The organism is Bacillus sp. 3255 (assembly GCF_031456485.1).
GTDB lineage: Bacteria > Bacillota > Bacilli > Paenibacillales > NBRC-103111 > Paenibacillus_E.
In genome coordinates this window covers 262,190-280,749 of the sequence record NZ_JAVDUS010000008.1, presented here as the reverse complement: position 1 = coordinate 280,749, position 18,560 = coordinate 262,190, and the positions used below count along the sequence as shown (strand labels likewise).

At 51.2% G+C, this 18,560-nt stretch carries 16 protein-coding genes; 14 read left to right on the top strand and 2 right to left on the bottom strand.

Features of this window, described 5'->3' with window-relative positions:
* Positions 1-4: 4 nt before the first annotated feature.
* Complete coding sequence (locus J2X61_RS14840; protein WP_310188662.1) at positions 5-1,540, bottom strand: response regulator; 1,536 nt, start codon at positions 1,538-1,540, stop codon at positions 5-7.
* Positions 1,533-3,350 (bottom strand): sensor histidine kinase, encoded by a 1,818-nt coding sequence (locus J2X61_RS14835; RefSeq protein WP_310188660.1) that lies wholly within the window; start codon positions 3,348-3,350, stop codon positions 1,533-1,535. The genes J2X61_RS14840 and J2X61_RS14835 overlap by 8 nt, the downstream gene beginning before the upstream one ends.
* A 238-nt stretch (positions 3,351-3,588) precedes the next feature.
* Here J2X61_RS14835 and J2X61_RS14830 point away from each other — a divergent pair, with 238 nt between their 5' ends.
* The 14 genes from J2X61_RS14830 (at position 3,589) to J2X61_RS14765 (ending at position 18,464) form a co-directional block, all read left to right on the top strand.
* Complete coding sequence (locus J2X61_RS14830) at positions 3,589-4,875, top strand: ABC transporter substrate-binding protein (protein ID WP_310188658.1); 1,287 nt, start codon at positions 3,589-3,591, stop codon at positions 4,873-4,875.
* Between the two features lie 74 nt (positions 4,876-4,949).
* Positions 4,950-6,491 carry a right-handed parallel beta-helix repeat-containing protein gene (locus J2X61_RS14825; protein ID WP_274467394.1) on the top strand — a complete coding sequence of 514 codons (1,542 nt, stop codon included), beginning with the start codon at positions 4,950-4,952 and terminating at the stop codon, positions 6,489-6,491.
* 27 nt (positions 6,492-6,518) lie between these two features.
* On the top strand, positions 6,519-6,716 hold the full coding sequence (locus tag J2X61_RS14820; protein ID WP_274467393.1) for a hypothetical protein: 198 nt from the start codon (positions 6,519-6,521) through the stop codon (positions 6,714-6,716).
* A 16-nt stretch (positions 6,717-6,732) separates the two neighbouring features.
* Entirely contained in the window at positions 6,733-6,984 is a 252-nt protein-coding gene (locus tag J2X61_RS14815; RefSeq protein WP_310188655.1) for a hypothetical protein, read from the top strand.
* A gap of 169 nt (positions 6,985-7,153) precedes the next feature.
* A complete protein-coding gene (locus J2X61_RS14810) occupies positions 7,154-8,110 on the top strand; it encodes a carbohydrate ABC transporter permease (RefSeq protein ID WP_310188652.1) in 957 nt (318 codons plus the stop codon).
* Positions 8,110-8,955 (top strand): carbohydrate ABC transporter permease, encoded by an 846-nt coding sequence (locus J2X61_RS14805; RefSeq protein ID WP_274467390.1) that lies wholly within the window; start codon positions 8,110-8,112, stop codon positions 8,953-8,955. Before J2X61_RS14810 ends, J2X61_RS14805 begins: the two co-directional genes overlap by 1 nt.
* Before the next feature lie 80 nt (positions 8,956-9,035).
* Complete coding sequence (locus J2X61_RS14800) at positions 9,036-10,793, top strand: cache domain-containing sensor histidine kinase (protein ID WP_274467389.1); 1,758 nt, start codon at positions 9,036-9,038, stop codon at positions 10,791-10,793.
* A complete protein-coding gene (locus J2X61_RS14795) occupies positions 10,771-12,375 on the top strand; it encodes a response regulator transcription factor (RefSeq protein WP_310188649.1) in 1,605 nt (534 codons plus the stop codon). Before J2X61_RS14800 ends, J2X61_RS14795 begins: the two co-directional genes overlap by 23 nt.
* Before the next feature lie 123 nt (positions 12,376-12,498).
* A complete protein-coding gene (locus J2X61_RS14790) occupies positions 12,499-13,803 on the top strand; it encodes an ABC transporter substrate-binding protein (RefSeq protein ID WP_274467387.1) in 1,305 nt (434 codons plus the stop codon).
* A gap of 165 nt (positions 13,804-13,968) precedes the next feature.
* Entirely contained in the window at positions 13,969-14,535 is a 567-nt protein-coding gene (locus J2X61_RS14785) for a CBO0543 family protein (RefSeq protein WP_310188647.1), read from the top strand.
* 174 nt (positions 14,536-14,709) lie between these two features.
* On the top strand, positions 14,710-15,984 hold the full coding sequence (locus tag J2X61_RS14780; RefSeq protein ID WP_310188644.1) for an MFS transporter: 1,275 nt from the start codon (positions 14,710-14,712) through the stop codon (positions 15,982-15,984).
* A gap of 77 nt (positions 15,985-16,061) precedes the next feature.
* Positions 16,062-17,159 (top strand): NADH:flavin oxidoreductase, encoded by a 1,098-nt coding sequence (locus J2X61_RS14775; RefSeq protein WP_396135449.1) that lies wholly within the window; start codon positions 16,062-16,064, stop codon positions 17,157-17,159.
* Positions 17,160-17,211: 52 nt separating this feature from the next.
* On the top strand, positions 17,212-17,790 hold the full coding sequence (locus J2X61_RS14770) for a TetR/AcrR family transcriptional regulator (RefSeq protein ID WP_274467382.1): 579 nt from the start codon (positions 17,212-17,214) through the stop codon (positions 17,788-17,790).
* An 86-nt stretch (positions 17,791-17,876) separates the two neighbouring features.
* Positions 17,877-18,464: a TetR/AcrR family transcriptional regulator gene (locus tag J2X61_RS14765; protein WP_274467380.1), complete on the top strand. Its 588-nt coding sequence runs from the start codon at positions 17,877-17,879 to the stop codon at positions 18,462-18,464.
* Positions 18,465-18,560: the final 96 nt, after the last annotated feature.

Below are 18,560 nucleotides of genomic sequence, written 5' to 3'. Positions count from 1 at the left end.
TTTTTCATAACGAATTCTTATACTCCGTAGGCGTTAAGCCAGTAATGAATTTAAACACACGGCTGAAGTAATACTGGTTGCTATAACCGACCCTAGCGGCAATATCCTTGAACTTCATATGGGGTTCATGAACGAGCAGTTGCTTGGCTTTGGTAATCCTGAGCCGCGTAAGGTACTCGATAGGCGCCACCCCTTTATATTTCTTGAATTCCCTGCTCAAGTACGAGATGTTCAAGCTCATGCGGTCCGCAATGTCGTTGATCGAAATCTCATCGGCGATATGCTGCTGCAAGTAAGCATCGACCTGGATCATGATGTCTTTCACAACCTTCGGGTTCAGCTCGTCATTCTCGATATAGAGGAACAGGTTCTCAAACAGAAAGGATAAATTTCGCAGCAGCGAAGGATAGTCCATGGATATCGATATGATCTCATCCAGCTCAAGCCGAAGATCGCTATCGGGGTAGGGCTTGCCTATGATTGCTTTGTTGCATAAGTGTGTAATTTTATATAAATAATCCTCGATTGCGTTTTGCGTCATCCCGCTCTCTTCCCAGCTCTGCAGCATAGTAGCCAGTTCGGTGAAAAAAGCTTTTTTCTTCTTTTGTATGAAAAGGCAAGCGAGCTTCTGCTCATCGTAGACGGGATTGCGCTGCGGACCGGGAGGTGTATGCCACCGGTTGTCCTTCGCGAAGACGATGCTCGATTGACCGAACATCAACTGCTTCCGCAGGGCGATTCTCATGGTTTGGTATTCGAGCTTCAATTGGGACAAAGCAGAAATTTTGCGACTGATAGTGACCGTAGCAGGAGTATCTGAATCGTCTAACTGTTCAATAATGCCAGCAGCCACAGCCTGGAATTCGATCTCTTGTCCGCTCGTTAAGCCGAAGACGATAACCGCTTCGTTCATCGACTCGCCTTCCAATATCCAATAGGATGGAAGCTCGGGGAACTTGGCCGACAGCAGGTCCGCCAGATCATGGCGAATCCATACATCGTGCAAAGGGCAAGCGACATCAATGAATAACTTCGAGAATGAGCCGGCACACACCAGCATGACGATATAACTTTCGTAGTCCAAATGTTCATGTTCCGATGGCCAAGCGGTATTCGGGCGTTTGATCGCCATAGCAATGATGCGGTGTTCTTTCTCCTGTGCATGTCTGATGATTCCTGGTACAGTTCTGCTCAATATACTGTTAATCGAAGAATCTGTAACAGGCTTCAGCAAATATTCCGATACACCGAGCTGGATAGCTTGCCGCGCATAATTAAACTCTTCATACCCGCTTATAATGATGAACATCGTCTCAGGCACATGTTCTTTGGCTTCTGCGATTAATTGCAGCCCATCCATGCCGGGCATCCGAATATCGGTAAACACAAGGTGCGGCTTAAGTTCAAGGATGGCTTGGAGCGCGGACCTGCCATCTGTGAAGGTGCCGACCACTTTCAATTTTGGACTGTAATTCTCGATTTTTCTTACAATACTGCGCAATATCGGATGTTTATCTTCCACCACTACCACACTAATCATGCTGTTCCTCCTCAAGTGGTCCCTGGACACCCATATGAATCTTGCAACCTCTTTCCTCCAAATTCGTAATCCGCAAATAAAAACGGTTACCGAAATGAATAAGCAATCTTGCATATGTATTTAAAATGCCTAATCCGCCGATCTGCAAATTGGCCAGCAGCTTGCCTTTCTCGAAATTATCGCGGTATGCGCTTAACTGTCGGTTGATTTCGGCCAATTGATTCGGCTTGAAGCCGGAACCGTTGTCTTCGATCGTGATTTCCCAGTGGTCATGACTGGCGAAGCTGCCCCAAATTCGGATGCGCCATGGCGGCAGTACATGTTCGAAGCCATGATCGATGCAATTCTCCACGAAGGGCTGGAGCGTGAGCTTGGGAATTCGAAGGTGCTTCAATGCTTCGGGCAGGTGAATGTCATACGCTAGACTATCATCATACTGCAGCTTCATCAGCTCCAAGTAATCGACTGAATGTCCGATTTCCTCGGGCAGGGGCACATCTTTGGATACCATAGAGGCGGTATATCGCATCATTCCGGCCAGCCGGACGCACATCTCCGCCGCGACTCCGGCATCGCTGTCTTCACAGTGAGCGGTGATTACACTAAGCGTATTGTAAATGAAGTGAGGATTAATCTGCGCTTGCAGCGCGGACGAGTGCGCCTCTGTTTCCCTGATTCGCGATTCATATTCGTTATTAATCGATTCCCGGATCTTATCGACCATGTCGCTGAACGATTGATGAAGCAGCTTAAATTCGTTTGGTTCCGCAGTTGTCACCGTCATGGAGAGATTGTCCAGACTGATGGCTCTTACCTTTCGAGTAAGCTCTTTAAGCGGCCTTGTCAGTCTCTGTATGAGAATATAATACAAGGCGAGGATTGCCGCCAATAAAAGGGAGCTCGATAACGTAATGATAACGCCATAATCGCGGACCGTCTGACGGAGTATTGTTTCGTCATCGGTGATAACCGTCGTCCACCCGGCGCTGGCTGAGCGGAAGGAGCTGAACAGAAACGACTGCTTATCCAAAGTAATTTCGCCCGAGCCCTCCCCATGGTCTCGGATGGCTTCGATCAGCCGAAGCGCCATGTCCCTTTGAAGTCCGTCCGCTTCCCCATAATAAGGAAAGAGCAGAGAGCCCTTATCATCGAAAATGAGCACCTTTTTCCCGGTGCTGTTGTGCTCCATGAGGCCTATCTGTTCGAGTGCTTGATAAGGAAGCTGAAGCTCAATCATGCCGAAATCTTTGTAATAAGGCGTACTGAATTTACTAACAACGGAAATGACGGTTTGAGGTGAGGTTGACCAGTCATCGGGATGAGGCGGAATGCGTGTGAATCGCTGGCTGACAGCTTGAACTGGATGGGCATATCGTTCCGGAATAGTCGGTACAAGCGGTTCATCCCGAATATAAGTGAAGAAGACATCCTTCTCCGGAATAAAAATAACGATTTTGTATAACTGGCTGACTACAGAGTAGATGGCGTTCAAATTTTTGGCCAGCTTTGTTTTGTAAACCAAAGGGGCTGCAGCGCTTTCATCGGCTTCGTGATACAAATCGACCATCAGCGCGAGGTTTTCCTGATTGCTCGTGTAATTGATAGCTGCATTGCCCAACTGCTGGTAAAGCATATCGATCTGATCAGATATTTTATGAACAACAGGGGCAAGATTCGTTTGATTGGTGCGAATCAGGGAACTTTTCATATAAACGTATAAATAAACGGCAAAAAAAGTGACTAAACTAGCAAAAATGACGATGAAGATGAGAAGGATCTTACCTTGAAAGCCGAATTTATTGAACATCATGTACAGCTCCGAGTTTAATCTGGAATAGTGATAGTATATCCGCAATTGTAAGCGATTAAAAGATCAGTAAAAATTGTATAAACGTTTAAGTCAATTTTGTGTATTTATGTGCGAATAAACACCGCCTATACTTGAGATGAAGAAATTTAACCACATTAACTTTTCCTTCACATCTTGGAGGAGGGAGAATGAGAAATTGTTGAAGAAGTGGATGTTAACAGCAGCAGCAGTCTGTATAGTGGCAGGTTTACTCGCATGCGAACGAAGCGCCGGTCCTCCTGAATTGGATGGGAGGGAAGGGGACAAGGCTCAGCGAGAGCCTGCCAACCGAGGAGAGAATGAGCCCTTCACCATCCGCTATTTTTCTACGGCAAGCCATTTAAACTACGGCGGTATTGTAGATCTGATAGCGAACTGGGAGAAGATAACGGGTCACGTAGTCCATATCCAATCCATTCAAGATGATCAATACGACAATGTGGTGAAAGCGAAGCTGGCTGAAGACGGTCAGGTGGACATTTTCTTGGGTGAGTATCAGAAGTACGATGTACCGAATCAATTATTAGAAATTCGTGGCGAAGAATTTGAGTCCAGGCTGCATGAGTCCGCATTGCAAATACTGAAGTATAAGGACGGCCATATCTATGCGTTCCCGGGTCCGATGGGCTTAGGCGCATGGGGGGTGTTCTATAATAAGCAGATTTTCAACGAACTGGGGCTGTCCGTTCCTAAGACAATGGATGATTTCAATAAGAATCTGGCTGTCATTCAAGCAAGAGGGATAACGCCGCTGTTTTTTGCTGCCCAAGAAGGATGGACCCTGCTGCAGCATAGAAATGCGGTTATCGGAGCGGTGGGCGGCATGGATCCGGCGCTGTGGGATCAACTAAATCACAACCTGACGCAATGGAAGGATATTCCCGCTTTCAACTACCAGTACAAGCAGGTTGAGGAATGGGTGAAGCGAGGCTACCTGAATCGAAATCTAACGGCAACATACGATCACCAGAAGCAAGCTCTGGCAACCGGTAAAGCTGCGATGGTCATCCAAGGGGTTTTCTTCGATTCCGAGGTCTCGAAGGTGAGGGCGGACGTCTCCATCGGCTTCTTCCCCCTTCCGAACAAGGACGGCACGGTGAGAATGGCGCTAAGCGGCGCTTCGCAGATGTATATTGCCAAGAATAGCCGGCATGCGGAAGCGGCCAAAGATTTGCTGCGGTATTTGTCGGAGAAAGAGCAGGTGAAGGCCTATTTAGAGAAGTCCCCGGGCATTAGCGCGTTCAGGGATGTTGACGTGTCGTCCCATCTGTCATCGGCCTTGCTGGATGTTCAAGCTGTCATCCGCGCTGGAAACACCGCCAATCATGGTGACGACGTGTATGTAGTGCCGATACCCTATGAGGAATTGGTCGCGGCCTATACAGAGCTGATGGCAGGGCGGATGACTGCGGATCAATTCGTGCAGACATATAGCGAGGCCTATGTGAGGAATGGGAAAACAGCCCAAATTCCCGGATTTAAATAATACCAACCCAATGCAAATGGAGAAAGGCCCGTCGTTAGGATAAGAATGATGGGGGATAAGGAAAGGGGAATACCATGGAGGAGACAGCCGGCGATACGACTATACTGCGAGTATCTCAGTACGGTATGAAGCCCGATACAGGCGAAGACGCTTGCGAGGCAATAGGAGCGATATTAACCATAGCAGGAGGAATCGATCATAAGGTCATTATCGAATTCGAGAGCGGCAGGTATGATTTTTATGATACATATGCAACCAAGGAACAATACTGTATATCCGGCACGGCTTCTATGCTGGATATTCGGGATCATACGAAACGCATCGGAATGCATATCAAAGGGATGTCGAACATCACGATAGAAGGTAACGGGGCCTTATTTGTTTATCATGGGAAGATGGTCCCGATTGTCGTTGACGAAAGCCAGGATATCGAAATCAAGCGGGTATCGATCGATTATGAGCGGCCAACCGTATCGGAAATGATCGTTGAAGCGGTTCATGAGACGGCCGTTGATTATGCGATTCATCCGGATTCCTGGTATGCCATCGAAGGTAATCAATTGGTTTGGATGGGCCAAGGCTGGAGGTCCTCATCAGGTCCTGCCCAAGTAACCGATCCGCACACAGGCCGCACTTGGCGAACGGGGAATCCGGTAACGGAGGCCTCTCACGCGGAGGAGCTGGAGTCTTACAAGGTCAGACTCCATTATAACCGGCGGCATGAAGCTATGCCTGGACACATCTATCTGATGTGGGAGGACAGCAGGGATCAGGCGGGGACGATAGTCGTCCGCAGCAAGAATATTGTGTTCGATCAAGTGCACTATGGCTATGCACCAGGATACGGCTTGACCGCCCAATATTCGGATAACTTGACCCTGCAGCACCTGCATTTTGCCCCAAGGGAGGGTACAGGGCGCACGGCGGCGGCATTCTCCGCTTTTGTTCGGATGATTCATTGCACAGGCAAGCTTGGTATTTATCATAACAACTTCAGCGGTTCGCATGGCGATGCCGTGCAAGTGTATGGCATGCGGGGAAACCCGTGCGTTGAAATCATAGGGAACCGCTTCGCGAGTGTTGCGATGCGAGGGGTTCGTATAGCTGCTGGAGGCAAGACCGTCATTCGTTCTAATGCGTTCCACAGAATGCCGCTTAGCGGCATTCTGATCGACAACGGTGCAGATAGCGGAATGGCCTCTCCGAGTGAGGGGGGCGAGGTGACGATTGACGAGAACTATTTTATCAAGTGCGGCGACCCTGTTGTTTTCATAGAACAGAGGAGAGAGGAGATGCCAGCTGCCGATCATATAGCCGTTAGCCGTATAGCTATTAAGCAAAATTTTTTCTATTTGGATGGCACCACAGTGGTGGATGCACAAGGAGCCCAGGATTTGGTTATCCAAGGAAACGAGGTTGTCGGTACCAGTCCGGCCCGAAATCCGATTTACAAGCTGCAGGCCTGTTCCCGGGTGGTATTGAAAGATAATGCGCTGCTTCTGCCGAACAAGCTGTTGAGTATCTCCCAAATGCCGGTAGAAACTGTCAAGATTGTCGGCGATCCAATCCGAATCGTAGAGAAATCGGAGGCTGGCTATAAACGGCTAAACCAATAGGTCAGATCGAGCAAAGGGGGAACGGTTATGGATTGGAACAAGTTCAACACGCTAAGCTTCAGACTCCTGTTGTCGTTGGCAATAAGCATTATCTTGTGCGCCTCGCTGTCAGGGTATCATACTTATGTTTCTGCAAATCATCAAATGGAGGGAAATAAGGAAGAACTGCAACACGTAACGGAGACAGCCGTAGCCATTTTCCCACAATTGGGATATAGAGGTTAAGGAGTCAGGGATTTCCTTGGAGGAGGCGCAGGCGACGGCTAAGGATACGCTGGCGAAGTGGACGGAGCATATTTTGGCGAATGCCGAGCAAATCAGCGCGACGAACGAGATGGCCCTCGAGGTGGCGAAGGGCTTCTCGGACGGTACGTCAGACGTGCTGAAGAGAGCCAATGAACAAGTTGAAACAACAGCCCAAATTCAGCAGGAAGTAATGACGCTCGGGCAAATGACAGAGGAATTGACTGCGCGTGTACATAAGTTTACTTAAGCGGCCGCGTGCGGCATATAGAAGACTCGGACACCACAGTCCGGGTCTTTTCCTATTACTGTGTTCAAATCTATGAATAGATGTGTTCATTCGTCTCATTTTAGAACAGACCCGCCCCTATTATACTTACACTAGAAACAACATCAATGAAATGAGGTGGGCCGGTACGATGAATACAAAGACAACGACCCTATCCCATAAGCAGGTTCGCAAGCGTGCTTCCGCATTTTCACTGAAGGGCAGATGGGAGTCGCCGATTGCAGGCTATTTATTCATCTCCCCGTGGCTGCTCGGACTCCTGCTGTTAACGATGTGGCCGATGCTGCAATCGCTTTATTATTCCTTCACGAAGTTTACGCTGCTGGATGTTCCGGAATGGGTAGGCATACGAAACTATGAACGCATTTTTGTGGATGACGACGTATTTCGCCAATCGTTGAAGGTGACCCTGCTCTTCGTCGTTTTCTCTGTTCCGATCAAGCTGTTTAGCGCCCTCATGGTCGCGATGCTGCTCAATAAAAATATTAAGGGCATCTCGTTCTATAGAACGTTGATCTACTTGCCTTCCCTGATCGGCAGCTCCATTGCCGTGGCCGTATTATGGAAGAACATATTCGGCATCGACGGGATCATTAACAAAATTTTGGGGCTGTTCGGCATCCAAGGTGTAAGTTGGATCAGCAGTCCAAGTACCGCGCTGAGTACGTTGGTTGTGCTTGTTGCTTGGCAGTTCGGCTCATCTATGGTCATCTTCCTAGCGGGTTTGAAACAAATCCCGGCAGACCTGTATGAAGCGTCCTCCGTTGACGGCGCTTCCAAGGTGAGACAGTTTTTTGCGATTACGCTGCCTATGCTTTCCCCCGTACTGCTGTTTAATCTGGTGCTGCAGACGATCGGCTCTTTCCAGATGTTCACGCAAGCCTTCGTCATCACGAAGGGCGGGCCGATCAATTCAACCTATATGTACGCTTTGTACTTGTACGATCGGGCTTTCTCCCGGTATGACATGGGTTATGCCTCTGCGCTCGCCTGGATCCTGCTGGTCATTATTGGTATCGCTACGGCGCTAATCTTTGCCTCGTCCCGCTATTGGGTGTTCTACGAGACCGAAGGGAGCAAAAAATGATGAGTCACACACAAAGAGGATCACTCAAGACGCACGTCTTCATGACCATATTCAGCTTGCTTATGGTGTATCCCATTCTATGGTGGGTAGGAGCAGCGTTCAAATCCAATGAGGAGATGAGCTCCCCGGGCTTATTTCCTTCGAAATGGCTGTGGACCAATTTCACCGAAGGCTGGGTGGCACTGCCCAAATACTCGTTCACCCACTTCTATATCAACACGTTCGAGCTCATTCTGGGCGTTCTGATCACCTCCGTGCTCTCCTGCTCCTTGGTAGCTTTCGGATTCGCGCGGCTGCATTTTCCGTTCCAGAAAGTTTGGTTCGGCATTCTCATGGTCACCTTAATGCTGCCCGGCCAGGTTACCATGGTACCGCAATACATCATGTTCAACGCATTCGGCTGGGTCAATTCATACCTGCCGTTCTTCGTCCCGCATGCTCTGGCAGGCGGTGTCGGCGGCCCGTTCTTCATCTTCCTGCTCATTCAGTTCATCCGGCAGCTGCCCAAAGAATTGGATGAGTCGGCCAAAATGGATGGCTGCTCCTGGCTCGGTATTTATTGGAGAATCATTCTGCCGCTCACGAAGCCGGCGCTCGTCTCCGTTGGGATCTACTGCTTCTTGTGGAATTGGGACGACTTCTTCGGACATCTGCTGTACATCAACTCCGTGGAGAAGTATACCGTCGGCTTGGCGCTCAAGCTGTTCGTCGACAGCCAGTCCGCACTCCCGTGGGGGCAATTGCTGGCCATGTCGCTGGTGTCTATCGTACCGGCCTTGATCATTTTCTTCCTGGCTCAGCGCCATTTTGTCGATGGCATTGCTTCGGGTGCCGTGAAGGGATAAAATATGTAGAAAAAAAGAGCTGCTGCCGGCAGCTTTTTCCCGTTTGTTGCAGAAAGACGGAGATAAAGGAGATCGCCCGAATGAGTCTGTTCAAGAACATCCGCATTGACCGGCTATTATTCGGCAGCTTCGCCGCTTTCATCGCCGCCTTGCTCATGCTGTTCACATGGATCAGCTATACCCTGACTTCCCGCGAACTGGCGGATAACACATTCTTGTACCAGCAAGACGTTCTGAACGAGCTGAACAAGCAGCTTGATATTCAGCTCCGGTCGATCGAGCAAATGTCGCTGGCCGCCTCGCGAAACATGGTCACGATCGGCTACGATCCGTTGGAGAACGATGTCTTCGAGCGGCTTCGCCGGAAGGACGATCTGTACAAAATGCTCGCCAGCATTACCTATAGCACTACGATGGTACAATCGATCTATGTGTTCATGGAGACCCCGCCGCAGAGCGAGCCGCAGGGACCTGTCCAATTCATAAGCCTGCAGAGGGTCCAGCAGCAGAGTTGGTATCCGCAAATTCAGAAAAACGACTTCGCCTGGATTCCCGAGCATACGCTGCAGACGAATACAGGACCGCAGCGGTTCATCAGCTTCGTGCGGAAGATGTATAATAACTCGGGAATCTATGAAGGGCTGCTCATGTTGAATGTGAAAGCAGCCGAGATCGAAAACTTGATACGCGGGGAAACGACAGGCCGCAACCGGGTTCTGCTCGATAATAGCGGCACCACGATCGCGATGACCGGAAATCCGGTCTTCGATGCCGAGGAGCTGGAGAATATTCGGAGCCAGGAAGAGAAATCGGACTATATTCGCATGCCGTCCGCGCAAGGAGAAGATGTGCTGCTCGTCTGGAACAAAGCGCGTTCCGGTTGGATGCTGGTGGAAGTCACGCCATGGAGAAATGTCATTCACGGCAGCGTGCGGTTAGCCTATATCCTAGTCTTCACAGGATTGTCCGCCATCTTCTTGGCCTCTTTCTTCACGTTATTCATTTCGCGGCAATTCACGAAGCCAATTCGGCAGCTTGTCTCTATTATGGGCAGGGTCCCTGCGAAGGGAGCGATGGCAGATCTGCCGGGGGATTATAAGAATGAGTTCGGTTATTTGTTTAACGGCTACCGCAGGCAAATGGAGCGGATCGAGGAGCTTCTGCGTTCCTTGGAAACCCAGCACAAGCGTCAGAAAGAAGCCGAAATCTTGGCGCTTCAAGCGATGATCAATCCGCATTTTCTGTACAATACATTGGATCAATTGAATTGGCTTGCCATCGAGTCCGGGCAGGAGAAGATCAGCAGAATTCTTTCGTTAGTAGGTAAAATGTTCCGAATCGGCCTCTCCAATGGAGCGACCATGATTCCGGTTCAGGACGAAATGACGCATGTCGAATGCTATTTGGAAATTCAGAAGATTCGCTGGGGGGAGCGGCTCACCTATAGCATCGTCATGGATGAGGCGATGAAAGAATTGTACATGCCGCGAATCACGCTTCAGCCTTTCGTTGAAAATGCCTTCATTCATGGATTCCATGGCAGGAAGTCAGGAGAGATCCGGATCGAAGCCCATGTGCGGGACGGGGATATTATGTTTGATATCACGGACAACGGCGTCGGTCTTCAGCCGGGCTGGGAGCGGGAGAAGCCGCGGAAGACAGGCGGCTACGGCATCCGGAACGTCAAAGAGCGAATTGCCGCCTATGTCGGCGCGCCCTACGGAATTACTATACGGAACTTGGAGACCGGGGGGACCCGGGTTACGATTCTTTTGCCGATCATCGAGCATAAACCGGAGACGGAGGAACGGATACATGTGGAAAATTCTGATTATTGACGATGATTTCCAAGTGTTGGAGGGTATGAAGAAGGCGATCCCGTGGGAATCGCTTGAAGCCGAATGGGCCGGTGAAGCGGTGGACGGCAAGGAAGGTTTGGCGATGATTCGGGAAACTTCACCGGATATTGTCATCACCGATATTTATATGCCCGTGATGAATGGTATGGAAATGATCGAACAGCTGAAGAAAGAGAACTTTCCCGGAGAGGTCATTATCCTGAGCGGCTACTCCGACTTTCAGTATGCCCGTCAGGCTCTGCGTCTGCAGGTCAGCGACTATTTATCCAAGCCGGTGACGATGGAGGAGCTGCGCGGCGTGCTGGAGCGGGTCATTAAGGAGCTGGAAGCCAAGGAGCTCAGAAAGCTCGAGCAGGAGGAAGTACGCCGCCGGCTGATGATGTATGAGCCATTCGTACAGAAGGAATGGCTGAAGTCGGTTGTGACAGGAACGCTGGACCCGGCGCTCGCCGGCGAGAGCTTGGCGCTGGCGGAGCGGACGAATTGGCTGGAGCGGGACCATCTCGTCATGGGGATCGAGCTGCTCAGCACGAGCCGCCTCCCGAATCTGACGCTGACGGATTGGAGTCTGTACCGGTTCGCGCTCGCGAACATCATCCGCGAGATTCTGGCGGAGGATTGGCCCGACGCGCAGTTCGTGGAGCTGCACAGTCATCATGCGGCCGTCTTGTTTCATCTGGCGCCCGGCAGCAAGGAATTAGCGAAAGTTCAGCTCATCGGCGAGAGGATTATGGATTGCATCCACACCTATCTGAAGCTGGACGTTCGGATCGGCTTCGGCGGTGTGAAGACAAGCTGGACGGCAATCTCGGATTCCACCGAGGAGGCGTTCCACCAGCTGCTTCGGCAATCGATCGTTCACGAGCAGGGTGGCCCCTTGCTGATGAATGCGGATAAGGCGTTCGCGATTAGGCCCGTCAAATTTTATCAGGAGCTGGCTGAAGCGATCGTGTATTCTAAGGAGGAGACGACCGACCGGATCATGGACGATTATGTGATGCAGTTGGAAGGCATGCAGAAGGAAGGCGCCGTAACGCCGGCTTACTTGCAGTACTTGTGCCGGGAACTATGGACGATTCTGGCGTACTCGTTATATAGTACGGGGGTCGTGCTCGATGACCTGTTCCCCGGTATCGCGTTATCCCAAGAGATCGCCGCGATACACACGATCGACGGCCTGCGCGGCTGGTTGAAGGACAAGCTGCAAACCATCGCCTCCAGCCGCACTTGGAGTGAGAATGCCAAGCATAAGGATGCTGTCGATTTCATGATTCAATACGCCCATGAGCATTATGCGGAGGAGATCAACCTGGAGGACCTGTCCAAGGAGCTGTACTTATCGCGAAATTATTTGAATCAGATTTTCAAGAAAGCGACAGGCGAGACGTTCACCAACTATGTCATCCGGGTTCGCATGGAGAAGGCGAAGGCGCTTTTAATCGAAGGCAAATATATGATTTATGAAATCGCGGAGAAAGTCGGGTATAAGACGGTTCCGTATTTCAGCTCTATTTTCAAGAAGTATTACGGCAAGAATCCGAGTGAGCTGGGGAAAAAGTAGACGGCCCTGTCAGGATTGATCATTTCTAATAGTAAGTGTGTTCATTTCTCTCATTTGTCTAGCCACCTCCTGTTTATATAATGAAGATAAGAATAAAACGCTTTCAGGAAGGGGTTTATAGATATGAAATTGCATTTGAAACGATGGGGACTGCTCTCCATGACAGCATTGATAGCGGCAAGCCTGGCTGCTTGCGGGGCTAAAACGGCAGGAAGCGGAGACAAACCTGCAGCTTCGGCAGCCTCCAATAGTACGAAACCCGTGAAGCTCCGTATCGTATGGTGGGGCTCGCAGACGAGACATGACGCTACATTGAAGGCGCTGGACGCCTATACCAAGAAGCATCCGAACGTGACGTTCGAGCCGGAGTTCTCCGGATTCGACGGCTATGCGGACAAGCTGGCGACGCAAGCGGCCGCGAAGAACGCGCCTGATATTATTCAGATGGACCCGGTGTGGTTGTCCGAATACGCAGGACGCAATCAATTGGCTGACTTGTCCCAAGGGATCAATGTGGCCGATGTCGACAAATCGCTGGTGGACTCCGGCAAGTATAAGGACAAGCTCTATGCCGTTCCGCTAGGCAACAATGCGATCGGCGAAATTTTCAACAAAAATGCGGTCGATAAACTCGGCATTCAAGGACCGGCGAACGGCTGGACTTGGGATCAATATTTCCAATTCGGTAAAGACGCCAAAGCGAAGCTGGAGAAGGACAAATACGCGCTGCAAGACAACACGAAGGATTACACGTTCTATGCGTCCTATCAAATCAGCCAAGGCAAAGGCTATCCGGTAACGGCGGACGGCAAATTCAATTTCGATAAGGAAACATGGCTGAAGTTCGTGAACAAGTATGCAGAGCTGCGCAAAGAAGGCGTGGTTCCGCCGGCGGATATCACAGCTACGGATAAAGAGTCGGATGCCCAGATGGATCTCATGAACAACGGCTCTATCTTGGCAAGACAAGGGTTCGCGGCATTGTTCCCGGGATTCGAGGGCGTGAAGCCGGGCGTTTACAGCATGGTGACGCTGCCGAAAGGGGCTCAATCCGCAGGCTTCCTGAAGCCTTCGATGTTCTGGTCGATCAGCAGTGATTCCAAATATGTGGAAGAATCCAAGAAGTTCATTGACTGGTTCATTAACGACCAGGAAGCAGCCGACATTCTGACGACGACCCGCGGTATTCCCGTTTCCAAGAAGATGCTCGATTACTTGACACCGAAGCTGACTGCGGCCGACAAGCTGCAAATCGATTTGATCAAAAATGTGGCTACCGACGCTCAAGCGTTCAATCCGGGCGCTAAAGGTTGGAGCAACTATACGGCCAAGGACTATCCGGATATCGCGCAGAAAGTGATGTTCGGCAAGCTGACCCCGGAAGCGGGTTATGACGAGCTTGTGAAGAAGGCCAAAGAATACCAGTAAAAGAGGATGGAGCCCGCTAACCAGCGAGGCTCTTTTCATTTTTCTGGCAAATATACAAGTATTTCTAGCACTTCATTCTAGCAATTTCACATTATGCACTCATAATTACTGGCATTTGATAGCACACTAGTTGTCAAAGAACGAATTGATAAGGAGATAACCGTTATGGAAAAGCTGCTACTGAGGGGGTTGTTTCTGGCTTCTGCGGCCTCAATCCCATTTGTTTTAAAGCGTAGGAACTTGTTGATGCTCTTGGTTGTGTTCTTTGCCAAATGTGTGCTGTCGGTGACGCTGGACTCCTATTTTATCAAGCGAAAAAAGATTGCCTATCCGGCTCGGCCGTTCGCCCGAATCTTCGAGGCGAATATCCTGTACGACTTCCTGTTCTATCCGTTGTTAAGTGTGATCTGGGTCAGAATGACTTATCATTCCAAACCCATGGAAATGATAACCAAAAGCCTTTACTTCAGTGCACCGATGTCTCTCTTGCAATGGGCGCTGGAGAAGAAAACCAAGCTGTTCGAATGGAAGTCATGGACCGTGCTGCATACGTTCGCTTCGATCAATTTTACATTGTTTACGATTCGCGGTTTAGTAGGCTTGCTTAGAAGAATAGTGCCTGCAGAGAGGCTGGCTAGCGTCGGTTCGGTTCATCCCGGACTGGATGAAAATCGTTATCCGATGTACGTGGAAAATCGGGTTGATCGTGCGGAGATCTCTGCCGATAGATGATTTCGCTGAGAGAACATTTCGATGGGGCGATCGAAGTGTTCTTTTTTTATTGACAATGTGTGACCGGATCGTATAGTATACAAATATATTTTAGAATGATCATTCCCAAATGGCGAGATCTTCATTCGCGATTCACGAATATATCGTTCACGATAAAGAAAGGTGTGATCGTTCATGTTGCAGGAACAACCGAAGTCCAAATTTTACTATGGGTGGTTCGTCATCGGGATCGTCTTCCTGACGCTGCTTGTATCCGCGGGAATCAGCTCTTTCCCAAGCGTTCTTATTCAATCGTTGGAGAAGGAATTCGGCTGGGACCGCGCTGCCATATCGGGCGTTATTTCCATTCGCATCCTGCTCTATGGATTCATCGGTCCATTCTCAGCCGCGATGCTGGCTAAATTCGGCGTGAGGCGAACGATGATCGTCGCCATGCTGTTCATGGTGCTTTCCCTGGGATTAACCCCGCTTATTACAGCCGTATGGCAGCTGATGCTGCTGTGGGGCGTCCTTGGCGGACTCAGCACCGGCGCGTTAGCCAACGTGCTGGGGGTTACCGTGGCGAACCGCTGGTTCGTCAAGCATAAGGGCTTGGTTGTCGGCTTGCTGACAGCGAGCGCGGCGACAGGGCAGCTGCTGTTCCTTCCGCTGCTCGCCAGGATCACGAGTGCGGACGGTTGGAGGTATGCCGTCTATACACTCATGGGTGCGGTCCTGCTCTTGCTGCCGATCGTTGCCATATGGATGAGGAATCATCCGTATGACGTTGGGGCTGCCGCGCTTGGTACGACGGATGTCGTGAAACCGGCACCGTTCCAAGGAAATCTGTTTATGACTCCAATTCTTACACTTGTTTCCGTGATGCGGAGCGGGACGTTTTGGCTGCTCGCAGGGACGTTCTTCTTCTGCGGCTTTTCAACGAATGGTCTTATCGGCACTCATCTGATTGCAGCCTGCGGAGATAGCAATATCCCGATCGTTACGGCTGCAGGTCTGCTTGCTTTAATGGGCATTTTCGATCTTGTGGGCACAACGTTCTCGGGCTGGTTATCGGACCGTTTCGACAGCAGATGGCTGCTATTCTGGTATTACGGGCTGCGCGGACTTTCGCTGATTTTCCTGCCTAACGCACTGGGCAGCGGTTATACGCAGCTTACGATATTCGCAGTCTTCTATGGCTTGGATTGGATTGCAACGGTTCCGCCGACGGTGAAGCTGACGTCGGATGCGTTCGGCAGAGAGAAGGCCGGCATGATCTTCGGCTGGATTCTTGTCGCTCACCAGGCCGGCGCTTCAACGGCCGCTTATGGCGCGGGCTTCCTGCGCGAACTGCTTGGCAGCTACACGGTGCCGTTCGTGGCCGCAGGCTTCGTGTGTCTGCTGGCTGCCGTCATCGCACTGCGCATTCATAGAAGCAGAGCCGCAGCGACGGCAGGATCCGTCGCTTAATAATTCAGCCGGTATAAGGAGAAGGTAACAAGGACGATCTTTCGTGATGTACGAAATTTGGAGGGAAACCGATGAGTATGGTTTACAAGCAATCCGTTCAATCGTTATTTCAGCCTTTTTCGCTTAAAACGTTATCCTTGTCCAACCGGATCGTCATGGCCCCGATGACCCGAAGCTTCTCGCCTGAAGGCGTGCCGGGGGCCGACGTAGCCGCCTATTACCGCAGAAGAGCCGAGAATGGCGTTAGCCTGATTGTGACGGAAGGAACCGTTATCGATCATCCGGCCGCAACGGGCGACCCGAACATCCCCAACTTTCACGGCGACGCCGCTTTGGACGGCTGGGCCCGCGTCGTGAAGGACGTGCATGCCGCAGGCGGCAAAATTATGCCCCAGCTCTGGCATGTCGGCATAACGAGGAGAATTCGGTCGGAGCCGAATTTGGAGGCGCCCTCGATCTCCCCTTCCGGCATTGATCTGATGGGAGAGAAGGCGGGAGAGCCGATGACGGAAGAGGAAATTGCCAAAGTGGTCCGAGCGTTCGCCGATGCCACAGCCCATGCCAAGAAGCTGGGCTTCGACGGAGTCGAGCTGCACGGGGCGCATGGCTATTTGATCGACCAGTTCTTCTGGGACAAAACGAACCGGCGCACGGACCGTTACGGAGGCGACTTAGTCCGGCGTACCCGGTTCGCCGTTGAAATCATCGAAGCTTGCCGCCAGTCGGTAGGGCCGGACTTCCCTCTCGTACTGCGCATCTCGCAGTGGAAGACCGGTTCGTATGAGGCCAAGCTGGCCAAGACGCCCGAGGAGCTCGGCCAGTTTCTGGCTCCGCTAGTGGAAGCGGGCGTCGATATGTTCGACTGCTCGACGCGCCGTTTCTGGGAGCCGGAGTTCCCGGGATCCGACCTGAATCTGGCCGGCTGGACGAAGAAGCTGACTGGCAAGCCGACGATGACGGTCGGTTCCGTGGGGCTTGAAACCGAGCCTTACGGACAGCATGAGGAGCATGGTTTGATCGATAAGCTGTTGGAGCGGATGGACCGCGGCGAGTTCGACCTGGCTGCGATCGGGCGCGCCATCTTGGCGGATCCGGAATGGGCGGTCAAAATTCGCGAAGGAAGGGATAACGAGATTATTCCTTACACATCCGACCGCTTAACCGAGCTTTTCTAGTGATCATGCGGCCTGAAATGCTATACTAATCTCTGTACAAAGGAGGTCGCGTATGGCTAGAAGCAAAGAATTCGAGATTAATACCGTACTTCGCAAAGCGATGGACGTATTCTGGGAGAAAGGCTATGAGAAGACGTCCATGCAGGATCTGGTCAACGGCATGGGCATTCATCGCCGCAGCATCTATGATACGTTCGGAGACAAGCACGAATTGTTCATGCGAATCATGGACAAGTATGATGAATTAATGGATACGGCTATTCTCCGTCGCGATGCCGATGATCGCCTTTCACCGAAACAAGCGATTAGACATATGTTCGAACATACCATTAGCAAGAGTGAGTTCCCGTCCAAAGGATGTCTGATGGTCAATACAGCCGTGGAGCTGGCGATTCACGACGAGGAGGCGGCAGAGAAGGTCAATCAGAGCTTCTCCAGTACGGAAGCCCGGCTGCTTGAGCTTATTCAGCGCGGGCGGAAGAGCGGCGAGATCACCAGCCGCCATGAGGATGCGCAGCTGGCGCAATTTCTGAATAATGGGCTGCTCGGGCTGCGGGTACTGGTGAAAACGACGGGGGACCGGGCCAAGCTGCAAGCCATTGTGGACACTACGCTTTCTCTGTTGGATTGAATGAATGACAGAAAACAATCATTGATACTTTAAGCCTGCCAGAACCTTATGGTATGATGAGAATCATGCATTAAGGGAGAACCGTCATGGCAAATGATCAACCATTAACGAAAGAGGCTATTCTTGAGGCGGCGGAACAAGTGCTTCGGCGCTACGGCCCGGAGAAGACGTCTGTCGTCGATGTTGCCAAGGCTTTGCAAGTGAGCCATGGGACGTTGTATCGGCACTTTCCGAGCAAAGCGGCGCTGCGCGAGGCCGTTACGGAGCGTTGGCTGCTCAGGATCGCCGACCCGCTGCAGGAGATAGCGGAGCGAGCGGAGGGCAGCGCGGCGGACAGGCTGCGGCTGTGGCTGCGAACGCTGATCCAGAGCAAGCGAAAGCATGTCATCGAAGATCCCGAGATGTTCGGGATGTATACCTCCGTTACACTTGGAGCCGTGGAGATTGTTGCGGCGCACGTGGATCATCTGATCGGCCAAATGACACGGATCATCGCCGACGGGATCGGGACCAAGGAGTTTCGCTCCGGTCAGCCGGAGGCGATGGCTAAGGCGGTGTTCATCGCGACGACGCGATTCCACCATCCGTCCCATAGCTACGAGTGGTCTTCGCCTGACATTGACACGGAGTTCGAGCTCGTGTGGGAGTTGATTCTCACGGGGATTCGCGAGTGAGATTGAGCGGGCGCAGGAGATGGACAGCCGAAGAGGATGAACCTAGCGAGTATTCGCTAGGTTTTTTTGGTTTGTCTGAGAGCGATTGTGATACCA

What these genes read in the sequence shown, in the direction of transcription:
- J2X61_RS14840 (WP_310188662.1), bottom strand. Translation starts at nt 1,540, where the DNA reads ATGATTAGTGTGGTAGTGGTGGAAGATAAACATCCGATATTGCGCAGT.
- J2X61_RS14835 (WP_310188660.1), bottom strand. Translation starts at nt 3,350, where the DNA reads ATGATGTTCAATAAATTCGGCTTTCAAGGTAAGATCCTTCTCATCTTC.
- J2X61_RS14825 (WP_274467394.1), top strand. Translation starts at nt 4,950, where the DNA reads ATGGAGGAGACAGCCGGCGATACGACTATACTGCGAGTATCTCAGTAC.
- J2X61_RS14820 (WP_274467393.1), top strand. Translation starts at nt 6,519, where the DNA reads ATGGATTGGAACAAGTTCAACACGCTAAGCTTCAGACTCCTGTTGTCG.
- J2X61_RS14810 (WP_310188652.1), top strand. Translation starts at nt 7,154, where the DNA reads ATGAATACAAAGACAACGACCCTATCCCATAAGCAGGTTCGCAAGCGT.
- J2X61_RS14805 (WP_274467390.1), top strand. Translation starts at nt 8,110, where the DNA reads ATGAGTCACACACAAAGAGGATCACTCAAGACGCACGTCTTCATGACC.
- J2X61_RS14800 (WP_274467389.1), top strand. Translation starts at nt 9,036, where the DNA reads ATGAGTCTGTTCAAGAACATCCGCATTGACCGGCTATTATTCGGCAGC.
- J2X61_RS14795 (WP_310188649.1), top strand. Translation starts at nt 10,771, where the DNA reads ATGTGGAAAATTCTGATTATTGACGATGATTTCCAAGTGTTGGAGGGT.
- J2X61_RS14790 (WP_274467387.1), top strand. Translation starts at nt 12,499, where the DNA reads ATGAAATTGCATTTGAAACGATGGGGACTGCTCTCCATGACAGCATTG.
- J2X61_RS14785 (WP_310188647.1), top strand. Translation starts at nt 13,969, where the DNA reads ATGGAAAAGCTGCTACTGAGGGGGTTGTTTCTGGCTTCTGCGGCCTCA.
- J2X61_RS14780 (WP_310188644.1), top strand. Translation starts at nt 14,710, where the DNA reads ATGTTGCAGGAACAACCGAAGTCCAAATTTTACTATGGGTGGTTCGTC.
- J2X61_RS14775 (WP_396135449.1), top strand. Translation starts at nt 16,062, where the DNA reads ATGGTTTACAAGCAATCCGTTCAATCGTTATTTCAGCCTTTTTCGCTT.
- J2X61_RS14770 (WP_274467382.1), top strand. Translation starts at nt 17,212, where the DNA reads ATGGCTAGAAGCAAAGAATTCGAGATTAATACCGTACTTCGCAAAGCG.
- J2X61_RS14765 (WP_274467380.1), top strand. Translation starts at nt 17,877, where the DNA reads ATGGCAAATGATCAACCATTAACGAAAGAGGCTATTCTTGAGGCGGCG.